This window comes from Streptomyces sp. NPDC051963 (genome assembly GCF_044593495.1).
Taxonomy (GTDB): domain Bacteria; phylum Actinomycetota; class Actinomycetes; order Streptomycetales; family Streptomycetaceae; genus Streptomyces.
Window position 1 is genome coordinate 20,532 of record NZ_JBIUCC010000007.1, and the last position, 22,945, is coordinate 43,476.

At 71.4% G+C, this 22,945-nt stretch carries 17 protein-coding genes; 11 read left to right on the forward strand and 6 right to left on the reverse strand.

What is annotated here, in order from left to right; genetic code table 11:
- Positions 1–14 precede the first annotated feature (14 nt).
- Positions 15–2,201 (forward strand): DEAD/DEAH box helicase, encoded by a 2,187-nt coding sequence (locus ACIHFB_RS28135; protein WP_400128343.1) that lies wholly within the window; start codon positions 15–17, stop codon positions 2,199–2,201.
- 7 nt (positions 2,202–2,208) lie between these two features.
- Here ACIHFB_RS28135 and ACIHFB_RS28140 read toward each other — a convergent pair whose 3' ends face one another.
- On the reverse strand, positions 2,209–3,111 hold the full coding sequence (locus ACIHFB_RS28140; RefSeq protein ID WP_400128345.1) for a LysR family transcriptional regulator: 903 nt from the start codon (positions 3,109–3,111) through the stop codon (positions 2,209–2,211).
- 88 nt (positions 3,112–3,199) lie between these two features.
- Between ACIHFB_RS28140 and ACIHFB_RS28145 the strand changes: the two genes are divergently transcribed.
- Complete coding sequence (locus ACIHFB_RS28145; protein ID WP_400128347.1) at positions 3,200–4,030, forward strand: SDR family NAD(P)-dependent oxidoreductase; 831 nt, start codon at positions 3,200–3,202, stop codon at positions 4,028–4,030.
- A 54-nt stretch (positions 4,031–4,084) separates the two neighbouring features.
- Here the strand turns inward: ACIHFB_RS28145 and ACIHFB_RS28150 are convergent, their stop codons facing one another.
- Positions 4,085–6,625, reverse strand: a complete 2,541-nt coding sequence (locus ACIHFB_RS28150; protein ID WP_400128715.1) for a glycosyl hydrolase family 65 protein — start codon at positions 6,623–6,625, stop codon at positions 4,085–4,087.
- Positions 6,626–6,866: 241 nt separating this feature from the next.
- Here ACIHFB_RS28150 and ACIHFB_RS28155 point away from each other — a divergent pair, with 241 nt between their 5' ends.
- From ACIHFB_RS28155 to ACIHFB_RS28185, 7 genes are all read left to right on the forward strand, one after another.
- Complete coding sequence (locus tag ACIHFB_RS28155; RefSeq protein WP_400128349.1) at positions 6,867–8,429, forward strand: S8 family peptidase; 1,563 nt, start codon at positions 6,867–6,869, stop codon at positions 8,427–8,429.
- Between the two features lie 215 nt (positions 8,430–8,644).
- On the forward strand, positions 8,645–9,832 hold the full coding sequence (locus ACIHFB_RS28160) for a DUF4190 domain-containing protein (RefSeq protein ID WP_400128351.1): 1,188 nt from the start codon (positions 8,645–8,647) through the stop codon (positions 9,830–9,832).
- A 146-nt stretch (positions 9,833–9,978) separates the two neighbouring features.
- Positions 9,979–10,731, forward strand: coding sequence for a GntR family transcriptional regulator (locus ACIHFB_RS28165; protein WP_365284329.1), 753 nt, complete (start codon positions 9,979–9,981; stop codon positions 10,729–10,731).
- A gap of 329 nt (positions 10,732–11,060) precedes the next feature.
- Positions 11,061–11,252 (forward strand): SPOR domain-containing protein, encoded by a 192-nt coding sequence (locus ACIHFB_RS28170; RefSeq protein WP_400128354.1) that lies wholly within the window; start codon positions 11,061–11,063, stop codon positions 11,250–11,252.
- A gap of 44 nt (positions 11,253–11,296) precedes the next feature.
- On the forward strand, positions 11,297–11,692 hold the full coding sequence (locus ACIHFB_RS28175) for a (deoxy)nucleoside triphosphate pyrophosphohydrolase (protein ID WP_400128356.1): 396 nt from the start codon (positions 11,297–11,299) through the stop codon (positions 11,690–11,692).
- Positions 11,693–11,892: 200 nt separating this feature from the next.
- Positions 11,893–12,288, forward strand: coding sequence for an ATP-binding protein (locus ACIHFB_RS28180; protein WP_365284569.1), 396 nt, complete (start codon positions 11,893–11,895; stop codon positions 12,286–12,288).
- A 250-nt stretch (positions 12,289–12,538) separates the two neighbouring features.
- Positions 12,539–15,202 carry a SpoIIE family protein phosphatase gene (locus ACIHFB_RS28185; protein WP_365284334.1) on the forward strand — a complete coding sequence of 888 codons (2,664 nt, stop codon included), beginning with the start codon at positions 12,539–12,541 and terminating at the stop codon, positions 15,200–15,202.
- A 30-nt stretch (positions 15,203–15,232) separates the two neighbouring features.
- Here ACIHFB_RS28185 and ACIHFB_RS28190 read toward each other — a convergent pair whose 3' ends face one another.
- Entirely contained in the window at positions 15,233–17,110 is a 1,878-nt protein-coding gene (locus ACIHFB_RS28190; protein WP_400128359.1) for a hypothetical protein, read from the reverse strand.
- Positions 17,111–17,196: 86 nt separating this feature from the next.
- On the opposite strand from ACIHFB_RS28190, the gene ACIHFB_RS28195 reads away from it, so the two are divergent.
- Together ACIHFB_RS28195 and ACIHFB_RS28200 are read left to right on the forward strand one after the other, a co-directional pair.
- Positions 17,197–18,339 (forward strand): hypothetical protein, encoded by a 1,143-nt coding sequence (locus tag ACIHFB_RS28195; protein WP_365284336.1) that lies wholly within the window; start codon positions 17,197–17,199, stop codon positions 18,337–18,339.
- 140 nt (positions 18,340–18,479) lie between these two features.
- On the forward strand, positions 18,480–19,406 hold the full coding sequence (locus tag ACIHFB_RS28200; RefSeq protein WP_400128361.1) for a class I SAM-dependent methyltransferase: 927 nt from the start codon (positions 18,480–18,482) through the stop codon (positions 19,404–19,406).
- Here the strand turns inward: ACIHFB_RS28200 and ACIHFB_RS28205 are convergent.
- Genes ACIHFB_RS28205 through ACIHFB_RS28215 form a run of 3 tightly spaced genes read right to left on the reverse strand, consistent with a single transcriptional unit; the run spans position 19,398 to position 22,935 of the window.
- Complete coding sequence (locus ACIHFB_RS28205) at positions 19,398–20,174, reverse strand: succinate dehydrogenase/fumarate reductase iron-sulfur subunit (protein WP_365284340.1); 777 nt, start codon at positions 20,172–20,174, stop codon at positions 19,398–19,400. The two genes, ACIHFB_RS28200 and ACIHFB_RS28205, sit on opposite strands and share 9 nt — an antisense overlap.
- Positions 20,171–22,099 (reverse strand): fumarate reductase/succinate dehydrogenase flavoprotein subunit, encoded by a 1,929-nt coding sequence (locus ACIHFB_RS28210; protein WP_365284342.1) that lies wholly within the window; start codon positions 22,097–22,099, stop codon positions 20,171–20,173. The genes ACIHFB_RS28205 and ACIHFB_RS28210 overlap by 4 nt, the downstream gene beginning before the upstream one ends.
- Complete coding sequence (locus tag ACIHFB_RS28215) at positions 22,099–22,935, reverse strand: hypothetical protein (protein WP_365284344.1); 837 nt, start codon at positions 22,933–22,935, stop codon at positions 22,099–22,101. Before ACIHFB_RS28215 ends, ACIHFB_RS28210 begins: the two co-directional genes overlap by 1 nt.
- Positions 22,936–22,945: the final 10 nt, after the last annotated feature.

Consider the following 22,945-nt stretch of genomic DNA (forward strand, 5'->3'; position numbering starts at 1 on the left):
GAGGGGCCGGGCGGATGGGGCGGGGTGAACGGGAGGCGGTTGCCCGGGGCGGGCGGCTGTGCGAGGCGGCGCATGCCGTGGTCGCCGACCATGCGCGTGCCGTCGACGCCGTACGGGCGGCCCTGGAGCCGATCTGCGAGGACCTCGCGCAGCGCGAGCTGGACGCCATCCCGGTGGCGCGGCTGAGGGATGTCACCGAGGGAAGACTGAGGCTCGGCGAGGTCGAGAAGGGCGGCTTCCGGACGGTCCGGGAGGTACTCGACGCGGGCCCTTACCGGCTGCGCCAGATACCGGGGGTCGGACAGCAGACCGCGGCCCAGACCGTTGCCGCGGCCCGGCAGATCGCCGAGGCCGTCCGGGACACCGTCGCCGTCCATATCGACGTCGACCGGCCGGAACCGCGGATCACCGCGCTGGTGGCCGCCCTGCACGTGCTGGTCGAGGCGGGCCCGGACGCGCGGCGTGCCGTGGACGCGGCCGCGGCGCTGGTGGAACGGCTCGGGCCCCTGGTCACCGAGGCCAGGCCCGCCTCCGGGCGGCTGCGCATGCTCATCGCGGGGCAGTCCCGGCGGGAGCGGGCACTGGCGGCCGTCGTGGAGATCCGCAGGCTGACCGCGGAGGCCGAGCAGCACGGGGTGCCGGAACTCCTCGCCCAGGCCTCGGTGGATCTGCTGCGCGGCCCAGCGTCCGACATCGCGGCCCTGGTCGACTTCGAGCTCCGCTCCGCCGAGTACTACAGCCTGCTGGCCGAGATCTCCGGCCGCCGGCCCGACCCCGCCGCGTCCGAGGGCTTTCTGCCCGACGACGTGGCCGAGCGGGTCAGGGCCCAGACGCTCGACGACACCCACCGCAGAGTCTCCCTGCGCGGCTACCAGGCGTTCGGAGCCCGCTTCACCCTCGCGCAGCGCCGGGTGATCCTCGGCGACGAGATGGGTCTCGGCAAGACCATCCAGGCCATCGCCGCACTGGCTCACCTGGCCGCCGAAGGGCAGAGCCACTTCATGGTGGTGTGTCCGGCCAGCGTGCTCATCAACTGGACCCGCGAGATCGACAAGCGCAGCACCCTGCGTGCGATGCCGCTGCACGGGCCCGACCGGCGCGAGGCGTTCGCCGACTGGAAGGGCCGCGGCGGCGTCGGCGTCACCACCTTCGACGCGCTGCGCGGCTTCCCGGTGCCCGGAGGCGGGGAGTTGGGGATGCTCGTCGTCGACGAGGCCCACTACGTCAAGAATCCGCAGGCCCGCCGCTCCATGACGGTGACCGAATGGGCTGAGCACTGCGACCGCGTCGTCTTCCTCACCGGTACGCCGATGGAGAACCGTGTCTCGGAGTTCCGCAACCTGGTGTCCGTGCTCCAGCCCGGCCTCGCCGACGCCATCGGCGACCGGGCCGGCGTCGCCGGATCCAAGGCGTTCCGGAAAGCGGTCGCCCCGGCGTATCTGCGCCGGAACCAGCAGGACGTCCTGACCGAACTGCCCGCGCTCCAGCACACGGACGAGTGGGAGGAGCTCAGCCCGTCGGACGAGGACGCCTACCGCGAGGCCGTGGGGGCCGGCAACTTCATGGCGATGCGCAGGGCGGCGTATGCGCGCCCGGAGAAGTCGGCGAAGCTGAACCGGCTGCGCGAGATCGTCGCGGAGGCCGCCGAGAACGGACTCAAGGTGGTGGTGTTCTCGCAGTTCCGGGATGTTCTCGGGGTGGTGAAGGACGCCCTCGGCGAGAGCCGGGACGCGGTTGACGGAGCGCTGTTCGGCCCGCTCTCCGGAAGTGTGCCGCCCGTACGCCGTCAGCAGCTCGTCGACGAGTTCGCCGCCGCCCCCGGCCATGCGGTGCTGCTGGCGCAGATCGAGGCGGGCGGCGTGGGACTCAATATGCAGGCCGCTTCCGTCGTGGTCATCTGCGAACCGCAGATCAAGCCGACCGTCGAGCATCAGGCGGTGGCCCGAACACACCGTATGGGCCAGGTCCGTTCGGTGCGCGTGCACCGTCTGCTCGCCACCGGCGGGGTGGACGAGCGCATGGTGCGGATGCTGGAGAACAAGGCGCGTCTGTTCGACGCCTACGCTCGCCGCAGCGCGGTCGCCGAGTCGACGCCCGACGCCGTCGACGTCTCGGATGTCGCGCTGGCCCGCCGCATCGTGGAGGAGGAGCAGGCGCGACTGGGAACGGGCGGTCACGAGGAGCCCGCCGGGTCCCAGTGAGCGGCCGTCACCCCGTGACCTCCCGGCAGGCCCGCGCATACCCCCGCACCAACGGCCGCTCCCCGTCCTCCTGACGCCAGGCGAGCGTGTAGCGGCTGGGGGAGAGCCCCCGCACCGGCCGGGTCGTCACACCGCCCAAGGTGATCAGCGGGGCGTTGCCCTCCGCGACCAGGCAGATGCCGAGGCCCGCGACCAGGGCCTCGTACGTCTCCTCCGTACCGGCGATCTCCGAGCCGATGCGGGGCGGGCGGCCGGCCCGGGCGTCGAGGGCGAGCCAGTGGTCGCGCAGGACGCCGGCGCTGCGCGGGAGGGCGAGGAAGGGCTCGTCGAGGAGGTCCGTGAAGGCGAGGTCGGTGCGGGTGGCGAGCGGGTGGGTGTCGGGGAGGGCGACCAGACGGGGTTCCTCGGCGAGCACCGTCCAGGCGTAGCGGTCCTGGTCGGGCAGCGGCAGCCAGACGAAGGCGACGTCCGTCGAGCCGTCCGCGAGGCCCGCCGTGGGGTCCTCCCAGCTGATCTGCCGCACCCGCAGGGTCGACTCCGGGTGGGCGGCCGTGAAACGGGAGCGGATCGCGGGCAGCAGGCCGCCGCGGCCCGGGCTGGTGGACATCCCGACGGTCAGCGTGCTGCGCTGGGCCGCCCTGGCCTTCTCGACCGCGACCGCGGCCTCCTCCCAGGCGGCGAGCACCCGCCGGGCGGGCGCCAGCAGCGCCTCGCCCGCCTCGGTCAGCGTCACGCCCTGCCGGTCCCGGGCGAACAGCTCCACCCCCAACTGCCGCTCCAGCGCCCGGATCTGCTTGCTGAGCGCGGGCTGGGAGACGTAGAGCCGCTCGGCGGCGCGGGTGAAGTGCAGCTCCTCGGCCACTGTCACGAAGTAGCGCAGATCGCGGCCATGGACATCGGAAGTCGCCATAACCATCGGTTATCACGAAGGGTCTTGGACGCGCCACCGGGGGAGCGCACAAGCTGGTGACACGACGACGACGGATACAGGAGTGGCCATGAACAAGGTCTGGCTTGTCACCGGTGCCACCAGCGGGTTCGGGCGGGCGATCGCCGAGGCGGCGGTGGCGGCGGGGGACGTGGTCGTCGGCGCGGCCCGGCGGCCGGAGGGGCTGGCCGACCTGGTCGCCGCGCATCCCGACCAGGTGGAGGCGCTGCGGCTCGATGTCGCCGACACGGGGGCCGCCGAGGCCGCCGTACAGGATGTGCTGGCGCGGCACGGGCGGATCGACGTCCTGGTGAACAGCGCGGGCCGGACGCATGTCGGCGCCTTCGAGGAGACCACCGAGGACGAGCTGCGCGCCCTGTTCGAGGTGCATGTCTTCGGGCCCGTCGCCCTGACGCGTGCGGTGCTGCCGGGCATGCGTGAGCGGCGCTCCGGGGCGATCGTGCAACTGAGCAGCATGGGAGGGCAGATGTCCTTCGCGGGCTTCTCGGCGTACAGCGGCACGAAGTTCGCGCTGGAGGGGCTGTCCGAGGGGCTCGCGGACGAGGTCGCGGAGTTCGGCATCAAGGTGCTGATCGTCGAGCCGGGCTCCTTCCGCACCGCGCTGTTCGACCCGAACCGGGCCGGGGCCAGCTCGAACAGCGGCCTCTACTCCAAGGTGGACGAGACCCGCGGCTTCGTCTCCGGCGGCGACGGCACCCAGGCCGGCGACCCGGCGAAGGCCGCGGACCTCATCCGGGCCGCCCTGGACGCCGAGGACACCCCGCTGCGGCTGCCCCTCGGCGACGACGGCGTCAGCGCGGTCCTCGGCCATCTCGACCAGGTCCGCCAGGAGGTCGTCGCCTGGGAGAAGCAGACCCGGGCCACGGCGTTCGACGACTGACGGAACCGGCCCTCAAGAGCAAGCCCTCACGAGCGGGCCGTGGAGAGCAGACCCTCACGACCGCACCCCGAGCTCCCCGAGCCCGGCGGCCCCCCGCACCCCGACCCGCACGAACCGCACCCGGCTCCCGTCCACCGTGTGCCACGCCCGCCCGTCCGCCGACACCTCGACGGTGGACGACGCGGGCCGCTCCTTCCACACCGGACGCACGGAGGACACCCGCACCGGCCGCCCCAAGTCGACCTTCAGCGACCCTTGTTCGGCCTCCGGCGACCACGCGGTCGCCGGACTGCCGTCCACGGCGGCCGCCGGGTAGAGGCCGGGTTCCGAGGAGGTCGCCGTCACCGGTCGGCAGCGCGCGACGTCGGGGGTGGGGACCAGATCGGGGCGGCGGGTCTTGAGGGTGGCCGTGCCGTCGAGCCGGAGGCGGCCCTCCGGGGTGTCCAGCGTGAAGGGCGCCCCGGAGCGCAGCCGTACGGTCGTCGTCTCCGGCCCGATCGAGATGTCGTACGTACGACCGCGCCAGCGCAGCCCGGACAGCCGTACGCCGTCGGACAGCTGGGGCGGCAGCGTCGGGTCGAGGTGCAGGGCGTCCTCGCGCAGCCGCAGGCCCGTCAGGCCGTGCGTGAAGATCTGGAGGAAGCCGCCCTTGCCGGTGAGGAAGTCCTGCGCGGGGGAGCCGGCGAGGGGGTCGGAGGCGCCCGCCTTCTCGCCGCGGGACTCGGAGAAGAGCGCGAACGGGCCGCGGGCGAACGGCTGGTAGGCCCGCCGCAGGAAGGTGTACGCGGCGCAGCCCGGCTCACCGATCGCGGCGGCGCCGATCGCGTGCACGGAGTCCGTCATGGCGGGGCCGTCGGGGTCGGTGCGCTCGGTGTAGTGGTCGAGGGTGGCGGCCGCGGCGCCGTCCGGCATCGGCCACTGGAGTGGGTAGATCAGCAGCGCGGTGTCCGCCTGCTTGATCTCGGAGCCGTCGTAACCCGCGTACTGGAGAAAGACCTTGCGTTTCGCGTCGTACGGGATGCGCAGGCGTCCCGCGACACGCGCCCAGTCGGCGGGGGCGGGCGTGCCCAGGACCCGGGCCGCGGAGGTCGCGGCGCGCAGGGCGGTGGCGGCGACCGCGTTGGTGTAGGCGCCGTCGGTGACGCCGTTGCTGTACTCGTCGGGGCCGGCGACCTCCTTGATGGAGTACGAGCCGTCGGTGTTGGGGGTGACGCGTGAAGTCCAGTACTGGGCGAGACCGCCCAGGAGGGGCCACCCGCGGGTGCGGAGCCAGTCGCGGTCGCCGGTGGAGAGGTAGTACTGCCAGGCGGCCAGCGCGATGTCGCCCTGGAGGTGGTTCTGGGTGACGCAGTGCGGCGGCATCCAGCTCTGGCACTCGCTCCACAGCCGCCCGCGGCTCGCGCTGGTCCACGGGTAGAACAGGCCCTTCACCGCAGTCCCGGCGGCGTTGTCGGCGGCCGCGCCGCGCGTGCGGTGGCGGTATTCGAGGATCGGGCGGGCGAGATCGGGGTGGGTGGCCAGAAGCGACGGGAACATCCAGGTCTCCGCGTCCCAGAAGACCATGCCCGCGTAGTTGTCACTGGTCAGACCGGTCGGCGCGATGCTGTCGCGGGCGCCGGGACGGAGCGAGGACAGCAGGCCGTACTGGGCGGAGCGGACCCAGAGTTGCAGGTCCGGATGGCCGGGCACCTGGATGTCGGAGGTCCACAGATCCCGCCATGCCGCGGTGTGCGAGGCGAGCAGCTCCGCCCAGCCGCGGCCGGCGGCACGCAGCGACGCCTCCCGGGCGGACGCGCGCGGACGGCGGGAGGTGAGGGCGGTGTCGACGCCGACGTACTTGGTGGCGGTGTAGGCGCGGCCGGAGCGGACGCGCAGGCGCACCGACCGACTGGCGCTCAACGGCTCGGCCGCACCGGCCTGTTGGGGGCGCCCGTGCGGCGCGTCCAGCGTGGAAGCCACCGCGCCGTCGACACCCGTGCCCTCCGTACGGAACGCCACCCCGACCGTGCGCGCGTCGACACGACCGGCGTCCCGCTGCACGACCCGGCGAGCCCCGCGGCCGTCGATCCGGTCGGTGAGGGTGAGTTCGCCGTCCCAGTGCGGCGTGAGGCGCAGGCGTACGGCGCCGGTGTGCGGGTCGTCGCGGGAGGTGAGGACGTCGTACGTCAGGTCTGTGCGGCGCCCGTCGGAGGCGGTCCAGGTGAGGGCGGTGCGGAGGTAGCCGCAGCGCAGGGAGAGGGTCTGGCGGTAGCGGCTGACGCGGCTGCGCTCGCCGTAGGTCTCCTTGCCGGCGGTGACGTCGAGACCCGTCCAGGTGGGCAGGGCGGCGAGCGCCTCGCGCCCCGCGGTGTTCTCGGGGCCACGGGCGTAGAGGCCGGAGACGAAGGTGCCGTCGTAGCGCGGGGTGTACAGGGGCCAGCCGGTCTTCTCGCCGGAGGCGGCGTAGCCGGTGCCGGTGGGCGGGACGCGGGTGGCGAGGTAGCCGTTGCCGACGTACGGGTGGTGGGTGTCCTCCGGGTCGATCGCGGTGGCGGCGGGGGCCCAGCCGCGGGCTTCGCAGCCGTTGTCCGAGGGCGAGTCGTATGCCGGGGTCATGGGCAGCAGGAGCGTGGCGACCAGCAGCGGGGCGAGGAAAGTCACGGTACGTGTATGGCAGGTCTGTTACGTCCGTGCACGGGGCTTGTGCAATTCCTGTGGAAGCCTCAATCTTTCGGCTGACGCACAGGTGCGGCACAGGAAATTGACATGATCATGCCCGCTCTGGGTTCTGTTCCGGCTCTGTGCGCACCCGCACCACCCCCCACCAGCGCACCACCGATTGAGGAGGATCCCTCAGATGGCAGTGATGCGTCAGACCCGGCGAAGACTGGCAGCGATCAGCGTGGCAGCCACCGCGGCACTCACCGCGGGCCTCGTCTCCGCCCTCCCCGCCGCGGCCGCTCCCGAAGGCCGTATCCAGTACCAGGGCGCCGCGAACGCCGTCGCCGACAGCTACATCGTGACGCTGAAGGCGGACACCAAGGCAGGCTCCGCCCAGGGCAAGGCTCTTGCCGAGGAGTACGGCGCCGACATCGAGCGCACCTACTCCAAGGCCCTCAACGGCTATGCGATCGAGGCCTCCGAGACCGAGGCGAAACGTCTCGCCGCCGACCCGGCCGTCGCCTCCGTCATTCAGAACCGCACCTTCCACATCGAGGCGACCCAGCCCAACCCGCCCTCCTGGGGCCTGGACCGCATCGACCAGAAGACGCTTCCGCTCAACAGCAGTTACACCTACCCGGACTCGGCAGGGACCGGCGTGACGGCGTACGTCATCGACACCGGCGTCCGCATCACCCACAGCGACTTCGGCGGCCGTGCCTCCTACGGCTACGACGCCATCGACAACGACAACACCGCCCAGGACGGCAACGGCCACGGCACCCACGTCGCCGGCACGGTCGCGGGCAACGCGTACGGCGTCGCCAAGAAGGCCAAGGTCGTCGGCGTCCGCGTGCTGAACAACGCCGGGTCCGGTACGACCGCCCAGGTCGTCGCCGGCATCGACTGGGTCGCCCGGAACGCGGTCAAGCCGGCCGTCGCCAACATGTCCCTCGGCGGCGGCGCCGACACCGCCCTCGACACCGCCGTACGCAACGCCATCGCCTCCGGCGTCACCTTCGCCGTCGCGGCCGGCAACGAGTCCGTCAACGCCTCCACCAGGTCCCCCGCACGCGTGACGGAGGCCATCACGGTCGGCGCCACCACCTCGACCGACGCCAAGGCGAGCTACTCCAACTTCGGCACGGTCCTGGACCTGTTCGCCCCGGGTTCGTCCATCACCTCGTCCTGGAACACCGGCGACTCGGCCACCAACACCATCTCCGGTACGTCGATGGCGACCCCGCACGTCGCCGGAGCGGCGGCGCTCTACCTGGCCGACAATCCCACGGCCACGCCCGCCCAGGTGTCCACGGCCCTGGTGAACGCCTCCTCGACCGGCGTCGTCACCAGCCCGGGCACCGGCTCGCCCAACCGCCTCCTCAACGTGGGCGGCGGTACGACGACTCCTCCGGGCCCGCGCTTCGACAACACCGGCGACTACACGATCAGCGACAACTCCACGGTCGAGTCCCCGCTGACCGTCTCCGGGGTCACCGGCAACGCGCCGGCCGCCCTCGCCGTCGAGGTCCACATCGTCCATACGTACATCGGCGACCTCCAGGTCCAGTTGATCGCCCCCGACGGCACCGCCTACACGCTCAAGGCGTACGGCACCGGCGGCAGTGCGGACAACATCGACACCACGTACTCCGTGAACGCCTCGTCGGAGGTCGCGAACGGCTCGTGGAAGCTGCGGGTCAGCGACAACGCGGCGGTCGACACCGGGCGGATCGACGCCTGGGCGCTGCAATTCTGATCGGTCACGCATTCAGGCACGCACTCCGTCACGGATTCCGGCACGGATGACGTGACACAGGCACCCTCGTCCTCGGGAGCGGCTCCGGGTCTGTGACCCGGCCCGCCCCGAGGACGAGGCATGTCATGGACAGTCTCGTACCATTCGCGCAACGCCAAGCGAACCCCGGTCCGCATCGTCTGCGCACCGCCGCCCGAACCAGGAGCACGGTACCCGTGTCCATACCCCCGCCCCCCGGGCCCCACCAGCCGCAGGAGCCCCAAGGGCAGCAGTACCCGCAGGCTCCGCAGTATCAACAAGGCCCGTACTACGGGATGCCGTACCAGCCGTGGGGGCAGGGCTACGGCTCCTTCAACCGCCCCGCGCCCGTCAACGGCTTCGCCATCGCCTCGCTGGTCACCGGCATCCTCTGCTTCGTGCCGGCGGTGGGTCTGGTCCTCGGGCTCATCGCGCTGAGCCAGATCAAGAAGCGGGGCGAGCGCGGGAAGGGCATGGCGATCGCCGGGTCGGTGCTGTCGTCCGTCGGGCTGGCGCTGTGGGCGGTGACACTGTCGACCGGGGCCGCGTCCGACTTCTGGGAGGGGTTCAAGGAGGGGGCGCGCGACAACTCGAGCCTCTCGCTGGAGAAGGGCGAGTGCTTCGACTCGCCCGGCGGGATGGAGGGCTTCACATACGACGTCGAGTCCGTGCCCTGCGCAGGCCGGCACGACGGCGAGGTGTTCGCGGTCGTCGAGATGCCCGGCGGCTCCTTTCCGGGGGACGACAAGGTCACGGAGGTCGCCGACGACAAGTGCTATGCCCTCCAGGGCAGTTACGCACTGGACGCCTGGGCCCTGCCCGACACCGTCGACGTCTACTACCTGACCCCGACCCGGCAGAGCTGGCGGCTCGGTGACCGCGAGATCACCTGCGTGTTCGGCCACACGGACGGCAGGAGCGGTCTGACCGGCTCGCTGCGCAACGACGAGACGACGCTCGACGCCGACCAGGTCGTGTACTTGAAGGCGGCGGACGTCCTCAACACGGCCATGGACTCCGCGCCCGCCGAGGAGTACGTCGAGGACGACCTGCCCGGTCACAAGGCGTGGGCGGGGCGGGTCGCGGACGCGCTGACCGAGCAGGCCGGCATGCTCCGCGACCACCGGTGGCCCGCCCGCGCCGAGAAGCCGGTCGGGGATCTCGTCGAGGACCTGGAGGCCGCCCGGAAGGAGTGGGCCCTGGCCGCCGAGGCCGCCGACGTGGACGCCTTCTACGAGCACTACGACACGGGCTACGAACTCATCGTCCCGGAGCAGTCGGTCACCGCGCGCAAGGCTCTGGGGCTGGCGACGACCCCGCCGTCGTACGGCGACAGCGGTGACGGTTCGGACAGCGGGGGAGGAGACGCCGGGATCGAGGTGTGATCGCGGCTGTAGCGGGGAGAAAGTGCCTGCGTAGGCCCGCACTGCACGCAAGTCATCACATCGAGTGATTCTCTGGCCTTTGCTTGCACCGGACAACCCACGGTTGCCACGCTGTTGCTGTCTGTACAACCTGATGGGAGCGGCCAGTGACATTCGGTGAGCAGCCGGCATACCTGCGTGTCGCGGGTGATCTCCGCAAGAAGATCGTCGACGGTTCACTGCCTCCGCACACCCGCCTCCCGTCACAGGCCAGGATCCGTGAGGAGTACGGAGTCTCGGACACCGTCGCCCTCGAGGCGCGCAAGGTGCTGATGGCCGAGGGCCTGGTCGAGGGCCGCTCCGGCTCCGGGACGTATGTGCGCGAGCGGCCGGTGCCCCGCCGTATCGCCCGCTCCGGGTTCCGGCCTGCCGGGGGCGCGACGCCGTTCCGGCAGGAGCAGGCCGACGGCGAGACACGCGGCACCTGGGAGTCCAGCAGCCGGCAGGCCGAGGCGAGCGGTGCCGTCGCCGAGCGGCTCGCCATCCAGTCCGGGGACCGGGTGATGTGCACCAAGTACGTCTTCCGGGAGGCCGGCGAGGCGATGATGCTCTCCACCTCCTGGGAGCCCCTCGCCGTCACCGGTCGTACGCCCGTGATGCTGCCCGAGGAGGGCCCCCTCGGCGGCATGGGAGTCGTCGAGCGCATGGCCGCCATCGACGTCGTCGTGGACAACGTGACGGAGGAGGTCGGCGCGCGTCCGGGCCTCGCCGAGGAGCTGCTCGCGCTGGGCGGCGTCCCCGGCCATGTCGTCCTCGTCGTCTCGCGCACGTACTACGCCTCGGGCCGCCCGGTGGAGACGGCCGACGTGGTCATCCCGGCCGACCGCTACCAGGTCGCCTATCACCTTCCTGTGAAGTAGCGCACGCCGTCACGGCGGTTGCCCCGGCGCGCGCTCAACGGGCGCCTGTCCGCGTGGCGTTGGATTCCGGTCGTTCTCCCAGGTCGCCCAGGAGGGTGCGGCAGCTCGCTGACCGGATGCGCGAACACGCCCGCACGGCGCACTCGTCGTCGTGCGCCCCCTGCGTCTTGGCTGGTTGCGTACCTCTTTGTGAAAAGCCGTATTCGCTGCGTGAAGGTTAGGCGTAGGCTCAGGCATATGCGGATTGCGGTTTCCTTGGCGGGTGGGGCACGGCACAGGCCGCGGGCGGGACTCGTGCGGTCGTGGGCGGGAAGGAGCGGTGGGGCGGGATGAACGACGGCACGATCACTCTTCCCTGGCTCGTGATACGGCAGGACGACAACGGCAATCGCTATCGCGTGGGCCGGTACGCGACCCGGGCCGAGGCCCAGAAGATCGCCGACAGCCTCGACATCCGCGGACACAAGCAGCTGTACTGGGTCGAGCGGATCGGGCCGAACGGGGCGAGCCCGCTCGACTGAGCAGGCGTGCGTGAGCCCCGCACCCCTCCCGTAGGCTCCCGCGCATGACGGAACCGATCGTGGTCGTGGGAGCCGCACTCATCGACGGCGGACGGCTGCTCGCCGCCCGCCGCAGCGCACCCCCCGAGCTGGCCGGACGCTGGGAGCTGCCCGGCGGCAAGGTCGAACCCGGCGAGACCTCCGAAGCGGCCCTCGTGCGCGAACTGCGCGAGGAACTCGGCGTCGAGACCGAGATCGCCGACCGCGTCCCGGGGGAGTGGCCCCTAAGATCCCCGTACGTCCTCCAGGTCTGGACGGCGCGACTGCTCCCAGGCTCACTCGACCCCAAGCCCCTACAAGACCACGACGACCTGCGCTGGCTGACCCGGGCCGAGATCTGGAACGTGCCCTGGCTGGACCAGGATGTAGAAGCGGTCCGGGGTATCGCGGCTCGGCTGTAGCCACCTAGGGGCGCGGGGAACTGCGCGACCAACCACAATGCACCCGCACCCGCAACGCGACCGAACCTCCCGAGCTCTTAGGCGCACTCGGCGAACCCGCGGAGCAGGACGGTACTGGCGCCTCGATACCGGGTATGTGCCCATTAACCCCACAAAACCGGACATGGTGGGCTGGCTGGCCTGGGAAGTGATCGGGCGTGATCGACACCGAAGGCGACCGCGCCGAGTGGACCTTTCCCGCGGACCCGGGCGCCGTGCGCGCCGCCCGTGCAGCCGTCCGCAGCCGGCTGCGCGACTGGGCTCTCGACAGCGTCTCCGACATCACGGCCCTGCTGGTCAGCGAGCTGGTCACCAACTCCCTGCGGCACGCCACGGGTCCCATCGGTGTACGGCTGGTCCGCCCCACGGGCCCGGACGGTGTGCTCCTCGTCGAGGTCTCCGACCCCCTCCCGGACCCGCCGCGCGAGCGTGCGGCCCTGCCCGAGGACGAGAGCGGACGCGGACTCCAACTCGTCGCCCTCTCCTCGCGCCGCTGGGGAACCCGGCCCGGCGCCGCGGGCAAGACGGTGTGGTTCGAACTGGCGGTACCGGGCTGAACCGGGTGTACAGCCCAGGTCGCACTGTCCGGTGGCTGGTTCAGGCCACTGGCGGTTGTCGAGTCGCGTGATTCGACGACGTGTCCGCTGGTTAGAAGACTGTAGGTGTTGTCGCAGTGCGGACCGAAAACCGTCGGGACCGTGCTGTGATCGTGAACACCGTGTCGTGCGGCGTCGTAGTGCTGGATACTGCGGGCAGCCGCCTCCGGTGACCGGTGCCGGACGCGGTGAGCTGGAGGGGACGGTTCGCGTGAGCGAGATACCAGCGAAGGCCACGGAGTCCGAGGACCCGTCGGACGGCGCGAGGACGGGGGCCGCGGCTGCCGTCGCGGCCGACGCGACGAGAGCCTCCGGCGCCGCCGGGCGGCCCGGCGACGCGCCGTTCGCCGACATGCCCGCTGGTGACGCCATGTGGCAGAGCAGCCCGCCCGGCTCCATCTACGACTACATCAAGGTCGCGTCCTTCTCCATCGGCGCCGACGGCCTCGTCGACCAGTGGAGCCTGCGCGCCGAGCAGCTCTTCGGCATCCCCGCCGAGCGGGCCGTCGGCATGGACCCCATCGAGGCGTTCATCGACCCGGACCTGCGCGAGGAGGGCCAGCGGAAGATGGCCGAGATCCTCGACGGCCGGGAGTGGACCGGTGTCGTCCCGTTCCGGAAACCGGAGACGGCCGGCGGCGATCGGAGCGGCGATGGCCTCGCCGAGGTCTATGTCATGCCGACGCGCACCGAGGACGGCGAGAAGGCCGCCGTCTGCATCGTCGTCGACGTCCGCACCCTGCGCCGGATCGAGACCGACCTCGCCGCCTCGCAGTCGATTTTCGGTCAATCTCCTTACGGCTTCCTGCTGATCGACCCCGACCTGCGGGTTCGGCGCGCCAACATGCGGTTCGCCTCCGTCTTCGGCGGCACCCCCGACGACCACCGCGGCCGCGGAGTAAACGACTATCTGCCCCGGCCGGAGGCCGAGCGGGTCGCCGCCGTGCTGCGCCGTGTCCTGGAGACCGGCGAGAACATCACGGACATGCACGTCACGGGATTTCTGCCGGGATCCGACGAGCGCCGCCACTGGTCCATCAACCTCTTCCGCGTGCACAGCGGCACCGGCCGCCCCATCGGCATCGCCTGGCTCGGAACCGACATCACCGCCCGTCGCGCCGCCGCCCGCGAGGCCGCCGCCGCCCGGCGCAATCTCGCCCTTCTCAATGACGCGGGCGCCCGTATCGGCAACTCCCTCGATCTGGAGACCACGGCCCGCGAACTCCTCGACGTCGTCGTCCCCGGCTTCTGCGACCTGGCGACGGTCGACCTCTACCAAGGTCTGCTGGCCGGCGACGAGACCCCGCCCGGGCTCGCCGACGGCAGCGCGGAGCTGCGCCGGGTCGCCTTCGCCAGCGCGGTCTCCGACGCACCCTTCATCGGCGGCGGTGCACCGGTCGCCGTCGGCGCCGTCCACCACTACCCCTTCAACTCCCCTTGCGCGGACGCCCTGCGCACCGCCAAGCCGCGGCGCGTCCCGCCCGAGGAGGGCGGTCTCGTCCAGTCCACGTTCGCCGTACCGATGGTCGCCCACGACACCGTCGTAGGACTCGCTCAGTTCTCCCGTACGAAGGGCAGCGAGCCGTTCGGCGACCGGGACCGGGATCTCGCGGTGGAGCTGGCGGCGCGGGCGGCGGTCTGTATCGACAACGCCCGCCTGTACCGCCGTGAGCACGAACGGGCCCTGATACTGCAGCGGTCCCTGCTCCCGCCGGGCGACCCGGTGGCCGCCGGCCTGGACATCGCCTGCCGCTATCTGCCCGGCAACAGCTCCGCCGACCGGCCCAGCGAGGTGGGCGGCGACTGGTTCGACGTCATCGAACTGCCCGGCCATCGCACGGCCTTGGTGGTCGGCGACGTGATGGGACGCGGCCTGCGCGCGGCGGTGGCGATGGGTGAACTCCGGTCCGCGGTACGGACCCTGGCGCTGCTGGACCTCGAACCGGCGGAAGTTCTGTCGGCCTTGGACGAGATCGCGCGGGGCCTCGGGGCGCCGGGCGGCGTCCAGCAGGCGACCCGGGCCGCCCGCCGTCCCCGCGAGGCGGACCTGTCCGAGGTGTATCTGGCGACCTGTGTGTACGCGGTCTACGACTCGGTGACCAGGCGCTGCACCTTCGCGAACGCGGGCCATCTGCCTCCCGTCCTGGTCGAACCCGGCGAGGACGCGCTGATGCTGGACGTGCCGCCGGGCATGCCGCTGGGCGTCGGCGGGGAGCCCTTCGAGGAGGTGGAGGTCGAACTACCCGAAGGCGCCCTGTTGGCGCTCTACACGGATGGACTGGTCGAATCCCGCGACCACCCCCTCGACGAGGGCCTCCAGGCGTTCGTGGGCGCGCTGACCGACCCCTCCGAACCGCTGGAGGACGTCTGCGACCACGTCCTCAACACCCTCGACACCCACCACGGCGAGGACGACATCGCCCTGCTGATGGCCCGGGTCCAGGGCCTGCCGGCCGACTCCGTGGGCGACTGGACCCTGCCCCGCGAGCCCCGCAGCGTGGGCCGCGCCCGTGAGTACGCGCGCGGGCAGCTGCTGAGCTGGGACCTGGAGCCGCTCGTCGACACGACGGAGCTGCTGGTCAGCGAGTTGGTCACCAACGCGTTGAGGTACGGCGAGGGCGAGATCCGGCTACGGCTCCTGCTGGACCGCACCCTGGTCTGCGAGGTCTGGGACGCGGGCCTGGTCCAGCCACGCCGCCGTCGCGCCCGCGACACGGACGAGGGCGGCCGGGGCCTCCAACTCGTCGGCCTCCTCTCCGCCGCCTGGGGCTCCCGGCGTACCCCGCGCGGCAAGACGGTCTGGTTCGAACTCCCCCTGCCGGACGGCGAAACGGGCCTGACGGATCCGGCGGAGGCGTTGCTGAGCCTGTTCTGAGGGGGCGGGGTTCGCGAGCCTTCCGTCGCCCTACTTCGCCGCTGGGCCTCCTCGGCGGCTGCGGCTGTGCGGCCCGCCGAAGCTCGCGGGCGCGCCGCCCAGCAGGATCCCGCCGAGGACCGCCCCGCCGACCCCCGTCTCACGGGCCGTCCCGGCGACCGGGTTGCCGTGCACACGGACGTCCTGTTCGGCGAGGGCACGGGCGTGCCGGGCGAGGGTGTCGGCCGTGGCGCGATCACCGGTCACCGTGCGCTCGGGGGACGTCAGCCGCCCCACGCCAGGCGTACGGCCCCCGCTCCTCGCCCGGAGCCCGGCGGCCGCACGCTCCTCGGGCCCCGCCGAGAGCAGCCGCTCCGCCTCCGCCAGCAGCGTTCGGGCCTCGCTGCCCACCGCACCCCGGTGCGTCACGACGAACCCGTCCGCAAGGGCCACCGACGCACGGGCGGCGAGCAGGGCAGCGACCGGCAACACCCCCGCCCGCCCCGACGCCACCGGCACGGTCGCCCGCACCATCCGACGCAGAGCGTCCAGCGGGTCGTACGGCCCACCGATCAACTCCTCCCGCACGCCGGCCAGCACCGCATCGGCATGCCGAATCCGCGCCCGCAACTCACCGACGGTCACATCCACAAGACCGCCGCCCACCTGACCGAAGGGAAGCCCGCCGAACGCCGCGGGCGTGACTGCGCCGCGGGCGGGTGGGGTGCCTGCGCTGCCGCCGCTGCGATCGGGTGGGGTGCCTGGGCTGCTGACGCCGCGATCGGTCGGGGTGCCTGAGCTGCCCGTGCCGTTTCCGGTGCCCCCCTCACCCCCCGTCGCCTCCTCCACCTCACCCCCTCCGCCATCCGTGGCCCCCACCCCACCCCCCGCCTCCGCCAGCCGCCCCCGCGCTCCCGCGATCTCCGCCTCCGCGCCGGTGAGGGTGGCCGGGACGAGGGTTTCTGCCTCTCTCAGGGCTTGGGCGAGGTGGTTGATGGTGTCGAGGAAGACCGTGGCCTGGGTGATGGCGGACTCGGCGGCGCGGAGGTGGCGGGCTGCGCGTTGGGAGTCGCTGGAGTCGGCGGCCTGGCGGGCCTCGTTGAGGCGGGATGTGGCGAACACCAGTCGGTCCTTGGCCTGTTCGACGTCGCCGGTGAGAGGGGCGGTCGCGGCGTGTGCGTACCGTTTGGCCAGGGCGGCGAGGGTTGCCTCCACGGCGCCCGTGCGGCCCGCCAGCTCTCGGAACCGCGTCTCTGCGACCTCCAGCGCCTCGCCCACCCCCCGCTCCAGCCCGCGCAGTTGGTCGAAGCCGGCCGCCTCCGCGTCCAGTCGCCGTCCCACCTCCTGGCACCGCCCGACGATCCCGGCGAGCGCGTGCCGCCGGGACGCCTGATCGGCCGGAACACCGTCGTCGTACTGCTGCCGCATCCGGAAGGCGGACGACAGCTCGGACTCCGCGTCCAGGAGCGCCTGCGCGTAGGGCGCCACGGCCGCCGTACCCGACAGGGCCTCGGCGAAGCCGAGTTCCTCACGGCTGGTGCGGACGCTGTCGTCGGCCTCGATCAGCAACGCCCTCGCACGCTCGTCGAGTTCAGAGGCGAACGGGGCCGCGGCCACGACCGTGGCGCCGCCCGGCGTCGTACGGGTGCGCATTCGCCGGGTGCGGCGTACGTATGCGTATCCGGCGAGCGCGACCGCCGCGCTCGCCGCGACCAGCGGCAGGACGAGGTCGGAGGTGGATGTCTCGTCCTCTTCCTGCGCGACCTCACCCGCCCGCACCGCCGGAACCGGATCCTCGGCATTGATCGTCATCCCCGGCAGCACGAGCCACACCAGCCCGGCCGCACCACCCAGCACGGCATGCGCCACCCGCACGGATATGTGCGAGGCGGCACGCCGCGGCCGGCCCCGGAACAAGGATGACGTCACATTTCGGAGCGTATGACCCGGTATGGGCCCGCGCGACCGGGGTGCGTCAGGCGGGGTGGGGCCTCGATGAGGGAGGGGACACGACGATGGAACAGACCGCAGAGGAACCCACCGCTGACACGCCCGACGAACCGACAGCCGCCGGCGGCGAGGACGGCCCGCAGGGGCCACCCGCGCCCGACGACGAAAGCGGCACGGGTGGTGCGGTTGGGAGAAGAAGATGGCCCAGACGCACCCGCCGCACCCTTCTCGCCCTCCTCCTCGCCCTGCTCCTCCCCCTCCTCGCAGCCGAGACGGCCCTCCGCCTGAACTACACCGGCGACCTGGCCTCCGGCACCCACACCCGCAACCGTGACGCGCTCTGGCTGGGCCACGCCTGGGTCGACGGTCGGAAGAAGGCCGCCGACGTCACCGCCCTCGCCCGGCAACTCGAAACCACCGGCATCAAGGACCTCTACGTCCACGCGGGCCCCCTGGAGCACGACGGAACGCTGCCCGAGTCGGTGTATCCGAAGGCCGGTTGGTTCATCGACGCCGTGCACAAGGAAATCCCCGGCATCCGCGTCCAGGCCTGGCTCGGCGACGTACTGGCCACCGAAAGCCCCGACGGCATGCGCCTGGAGCGCCCGGAGACCAGGGCGGCCGTGGTCGCCTCCACCCGGCAGATCCTGGCGGCCGGCTTCGACGGGGTCCACTTCGACCTGGAGCCCCTCCACTCGGACGACGGCGACTACCTCACGCTCCTCGACGCCCTGCACCGCGTCACCCGCGCCCAGGGCGCCCCGCTCTCCGTCGCCGCCCACCAGATCGACCCGCTCCCCGGCTTCCACTCCTTCTGGGGCGCGACCACCGGCCACCCGAAATGGTGGTCGCAGGAGTTCTTCGGCCAGGTGGCCCGCCGCGTCGACCAGATCGCCGTCATGTCGTACGACACCATGCAGCCGCTCGAGAGCACCTACGGCGGCTATGTCGCCCAGCAGACCTCCCTCGCCCTGGAGGTCACCCCGCCCACCACCGACCTGCTGATGGGTCTGCCCTTCTTCCATGAGAACCGCTTCGGCCACTGGGCACACGCCGAAACCGTCCCCGCCGCCGTCCGCGGTGTCCGCCTGGGCCTGTCCCGCACGGACGCGGACCGCCCGAACTTCGGCGTCGCCCTGTATGTCGACTTCGCCGCGACCGCGGAGGACTGGACGGCGTACCGGGAGGGCTGGGTGGACAAGCCGTGATCCGCGCCGCGTGGATGACGTAACCATCTCGCCATCCAGCCGTCGTGCGGACTTTCCCCCTTCGGGCCCCCTAGTTTGTTGTGAACGTGCTGTGCCCGTCCTACGGTCCACATCTCCGATCCCTGTGAGGTCGCACATTCATGCGAGCGCTAATCACCAGCAAGGCTGCCCGGCGCGCCCTGCGTCCGATCGTCGAACTCATCGACCAGCGCATAGAGCGTCAGGTCCGCCGTGTCGTTCAGGAGAGTGCCCGGGCCGATGTGACGCATGAGGAACTGAAGAGGCTGCGTAACCGTCAGCGGCCGCTTGAGCTGTTCTTCGACGGGACCGGGCGCGGGGCGTCACGGCTGCCGTCGGCGCCTCACCTCAACCGCACCATCGCGGAGTTGGCGGAGGTCTCCGGCGGGAACAGGGATGCCGCCGAACGCAATGTCGCCCAGGCGTTCCGGCTGCTCATCGCGATGGAGGCGCTCGGCGTCGGGCGAATAGCGGGCGGCACGATGAACATCGTCGGCAAGCTGTCCGCCGTACCGCTGCTCGATCCGCCGAACGACGAGATCCTCGAAATCGGGACGCTGTACGGGATGTTCAGCGCGGCGCTGATCCGGATGATGGAGCGGGCGGGGCGTGCGCCGAGCCTGACCATCGTCGATCCGCTCGCCGGTACCCAGCTCCAGCCCGGCGCCACCATGGGCAACGACGCCTCCGGCACCCCGGTGAACGGCGCCGCCGTACGCACCAATCTGGCCCTCGCGGGTGCGGCCGGCGCCGCCGCCCGGATCCAGCAGGGCTTCTCCGAGGACCCGGAGGTGCGCGCCCTGGTCTCCGACCGCTCCTACGGCGTGGTCATCGTCGACGGCGACCACTCCGCGGCCGGTGTCGCCGCCGACCTGGAGTGGGCCGAGCAGATCGTCGCGCCCGGCGGCATCGTCGTACTCGACGACTTCGGGCACCCCAAGTGGTCCGGGATCAAGGAGGCCTTCGAGAAGCACATGACCACGGACACCCGGTTCACCTTCCTCGGCCAGGTGGCCCACTCGGGGTATCTGCGGGCCGCCTCAGCCTGACGCGGGCCGTCGGCGGATCTTCGACCCCAGCCACACCAGCGGGTCGTACTTGCGGTCGACTGCCCTTTCCTTCAAGGGAATCAGCGCATTGTCCGTGATCTTGATGCCTTCGGGGCAGACCTCCGTGCAGCACTTGGTGATGTTGCAGTAGCCGAGACCGTGTTCGTCCTGGGCCGTGCGTTTGCGGTCCAGGCCGGACTCACCGGCGGCGTCCAGCGGGTGCATGTCGAGCTCCGCGACCCGCATGAGGAAGCGGGGCCCGGCGAACGCCGGCTTGTTCTCCTCGTGGTCGCGCACCACATGGCAGGTGTCCTGGCACAGGAAGCACTCGATGCACTTGCGGAACTCCTGCGAGCGGTCCACGTCCTCCTGCATCATCCGGTACTCACCGGGCCCGAGATCGGCGGGCGGCACGAACGCCGGGACCTCGCGCGCCTTGGTGTAGTTGAAGCCGACGTCCGTGACGAGGTCGCGGACCACCGGGAAGGCGCGGAGCGGAGTCACGGTGATCGTGTCCTCGGGCGTGAACACCGACATCCGCGTCATGCACATCAGCCGCGGTCGTCCGTTGATCTCCGCCGAGCACGAACCGCACTTGCCCGCCTTGCAGTTCCAGCGGACCGCCAGGTCGGGGGCCTGGGTGGCCTGGATGCGGTGGATGATGTCCAGGACCACTTCGCCGTCGTTGACCTCGACCTCGAAGTCCTCCAGGCCGCCGCCCTCGACATCGCCCCGCCACACCTTGAAGCGGGCCTCGTAGCTGCTCACTCGTAGAGCTCCTCTTCGGCGAGGTACTTGACCAGCTCCTCCTTGTCGAAGAGGGCGAGCAGGTCGTGACGGATGGGGTCGGTGGTCTCACGGAGCAGGTCGATCTGGCCGCGCACGGGGTCCGTGGCGGCCAACCCGCCGGTGGGATCAGCCAGTTGGCACAGCAGGTTGATCGGGCGCCACTTGCGGTCCATCGTCGGGTGGTCCTCGCGGGTGTGGCCGCCGCGCGACTCCGTGCGCTCCAGCGCCGCCCGTGCCACGCACTCGCTGACCAGCAGCATGTTCCGCAGGTCCAGGGCGAGATGCCAGCCCGGGTTGAACTGGCGGTGGCCCTCGACGCCGGCCCGCCGGGCGCGTACGCGCAACTCGGCGAGCTTCTCCAGCGCATGCTGCATCTCGCCCTCGCGGCGGATGATGCCGACCAGGTCGTTCATGGTCTGCTGGAGTTCCTGGTGGAGGGTGTACGGGTTCTCCGGCGTGCCCTCGACCGGGCCCTCCGCGGAGAACGGGCGCAGCGCCTCCGCGGCCGCCGCGTCGACCTGGACGTCGTCCACGGGCGGACGCTCGAAGGCCTGGCCCGCCGCGTACTCGGCCGCGTGCCGGCCCGCCCGGCGCCCGAACACCAGCAGGTCGGACAGGGAGTTGCCGCCGAGCCGGTTCGAGCCGTGCATACCGCCGGCGACTTCACCCGCCGCGTACAGCCCCGGCACCCCGCGCGCGGCCGCCGTGTCGGACTCGACCGCGATGCCGCCCATCACGTAGTGACAGGTGGGCCCGACCTCCATCGCCTCCGCCGTGATGTCGACGTCGGCCAGCTCCTTGAACTGGTGGTACATGGACGGCAGCCGACGCTTGATCACCTCGGCGGGCATCCGCGTCGACACGTCCAGGAACACCCCGCCGTGCGGGGAGCCGCGCCCGGCCTTGACCTCGGAGTTGATCGCGCGCGCGACCTCGTCACGGGGCAGCAGCTCCGGGGGGCGCCGGTTGTTGTCCGGGTCCTCGTACCAGCGGTCGCCCTCCGCCTCCGACTCGGCGTACTTCTCCTTGAACACGTCGGGGATGTAGTCGAACATGAACCGCTTGCCGTCGGAGTTCCTGAGCACTCCTCCGTCGCCGCGCACCGACTCCGTGACGAGAATGCCCTTCACCGACGGCGGCCAGACCATGCCCGTCGGGTGGAACTGCACGAACTCCATGTTCAACAGGGGCGCCCCGGCGAGCAGCGCCAGCGCGTGTCCGTCGCCGGTGTACTCCCACGAGTTCGACGTCACCTTGAAGGACTTGCCGATGCCGCCCGTCGCGATCACGACGGAGGGCGCTTCCAGGACGAAGAAACGGCCGGTCTCACGGTCGTAGGCGAAGACCCCGGAGACTCGGCTGCCGTCCTTCAACACCCGGGTGACCGTGCACTCCTGAAAGACCTTCAGGCGCGACTCGTAGTCCCCGGTCTCCTTCATGTCCTGCTGCTGCAAGGAGACGATCTTCTGCTGGAGCGTCCGGATCAGCTCCAGGCCGGTGCGGTCGCCGACGTGCGCGAGGCGCGGGTACTCGTGGCCGCCGAAGTTGCGCTGGGAGATCCGGCCGTCCTTCGTGCGGTCGAACAGGGCGCCCCAGGTCTCCAGCTCCCAGACCCGGTCGGGCGCCTCCTGCGCGTGCAGCTCGGCCATCCGCCACTGGTTGAGGAACTTGCCGCCGCGCATGGTGTCGCGGAAGTGGACCTGCCAGTTGTCGTGCGGGTTCGCGTTGGCCATCGCCGCGGCGATGCCGCCCTCGGCCATCACCGTGTGCGCCTTGCCGAACAGCGACTTGCAGATCACGGCCGTACGGGCGCCCCGCTCGCGCGCCTCGATCGCTGCCCTGAGGCCGGCGCCCCCGGCGCCGACCACGACGACGTCCCATTCCTGGCGGTCGACCACGGACATCAGAAGAACCTCGGATCGTCGAAAGCGCCGGACGCGACCAGATAGACGTAGAAGTCGGAGAGCGCCACGCTCACCAACGACGCCCAGGCGAGCAGCATGTGACGGGCGTTCAGTTTCCCGACCCACTGCCACATCCGGTAGCGCACGGGATGCCGGGAGAAGTGCTTGAGCTTGCCGCCGACGATGTGCCGGCAGGAGTGGCAGGACAGGGTGTACGCCCAGATCAGCACGATGTTGACCAGGAACACCAGCGTGCCGAGGCCCATGTGGCCCCACTCGTAGTGCTCGTTGCGGAACGCGAGCACGGTGTCGTACGACAGGATCCCGGCGACCAGGATCGCGGCGTAGAAGAAGTACCGGTGGATGTTCTGAAGGATCAGCGGGAAGCGGGTCTCACCGGAGTACTTCTTGTGCGGCTCCGCCACCGCGCAGGCCGGGGGCGAGGCCCAGAAGCCCCGGTAGTAGGCCTTGCGGTAGTAGTAGCAGGTCAGGCGGAAGCCGAGCGGGAAGATCAGGATGATGATCGCGGGGGAGATGCCCCACCAGCTGCCGAAGATCTCCCAGTTGGGGCCGGCGTGCATCGGCTCGCAGCGCTCCGCCAGACAGGGGGAGTAGAACGGCGAGACATACGGCGCCGCGTAGTAGTCCGCGTCGGCGAAGGCCCGCCAGGTCGAGTAGACGATGAACGCCAGCAGACCGGCCGCGGTGGCGGCGGGCGCCAGCCACCAGCGATCGGTCCGCAGATGCGGGGCGTCGATCGCGGCACGCGTACCGGTCCGTACGCCGCCGCCGGGGGGATGGGATTCTGTTGTCGGTGGTTCCGTACCAGTGGCCAACTCATGACTC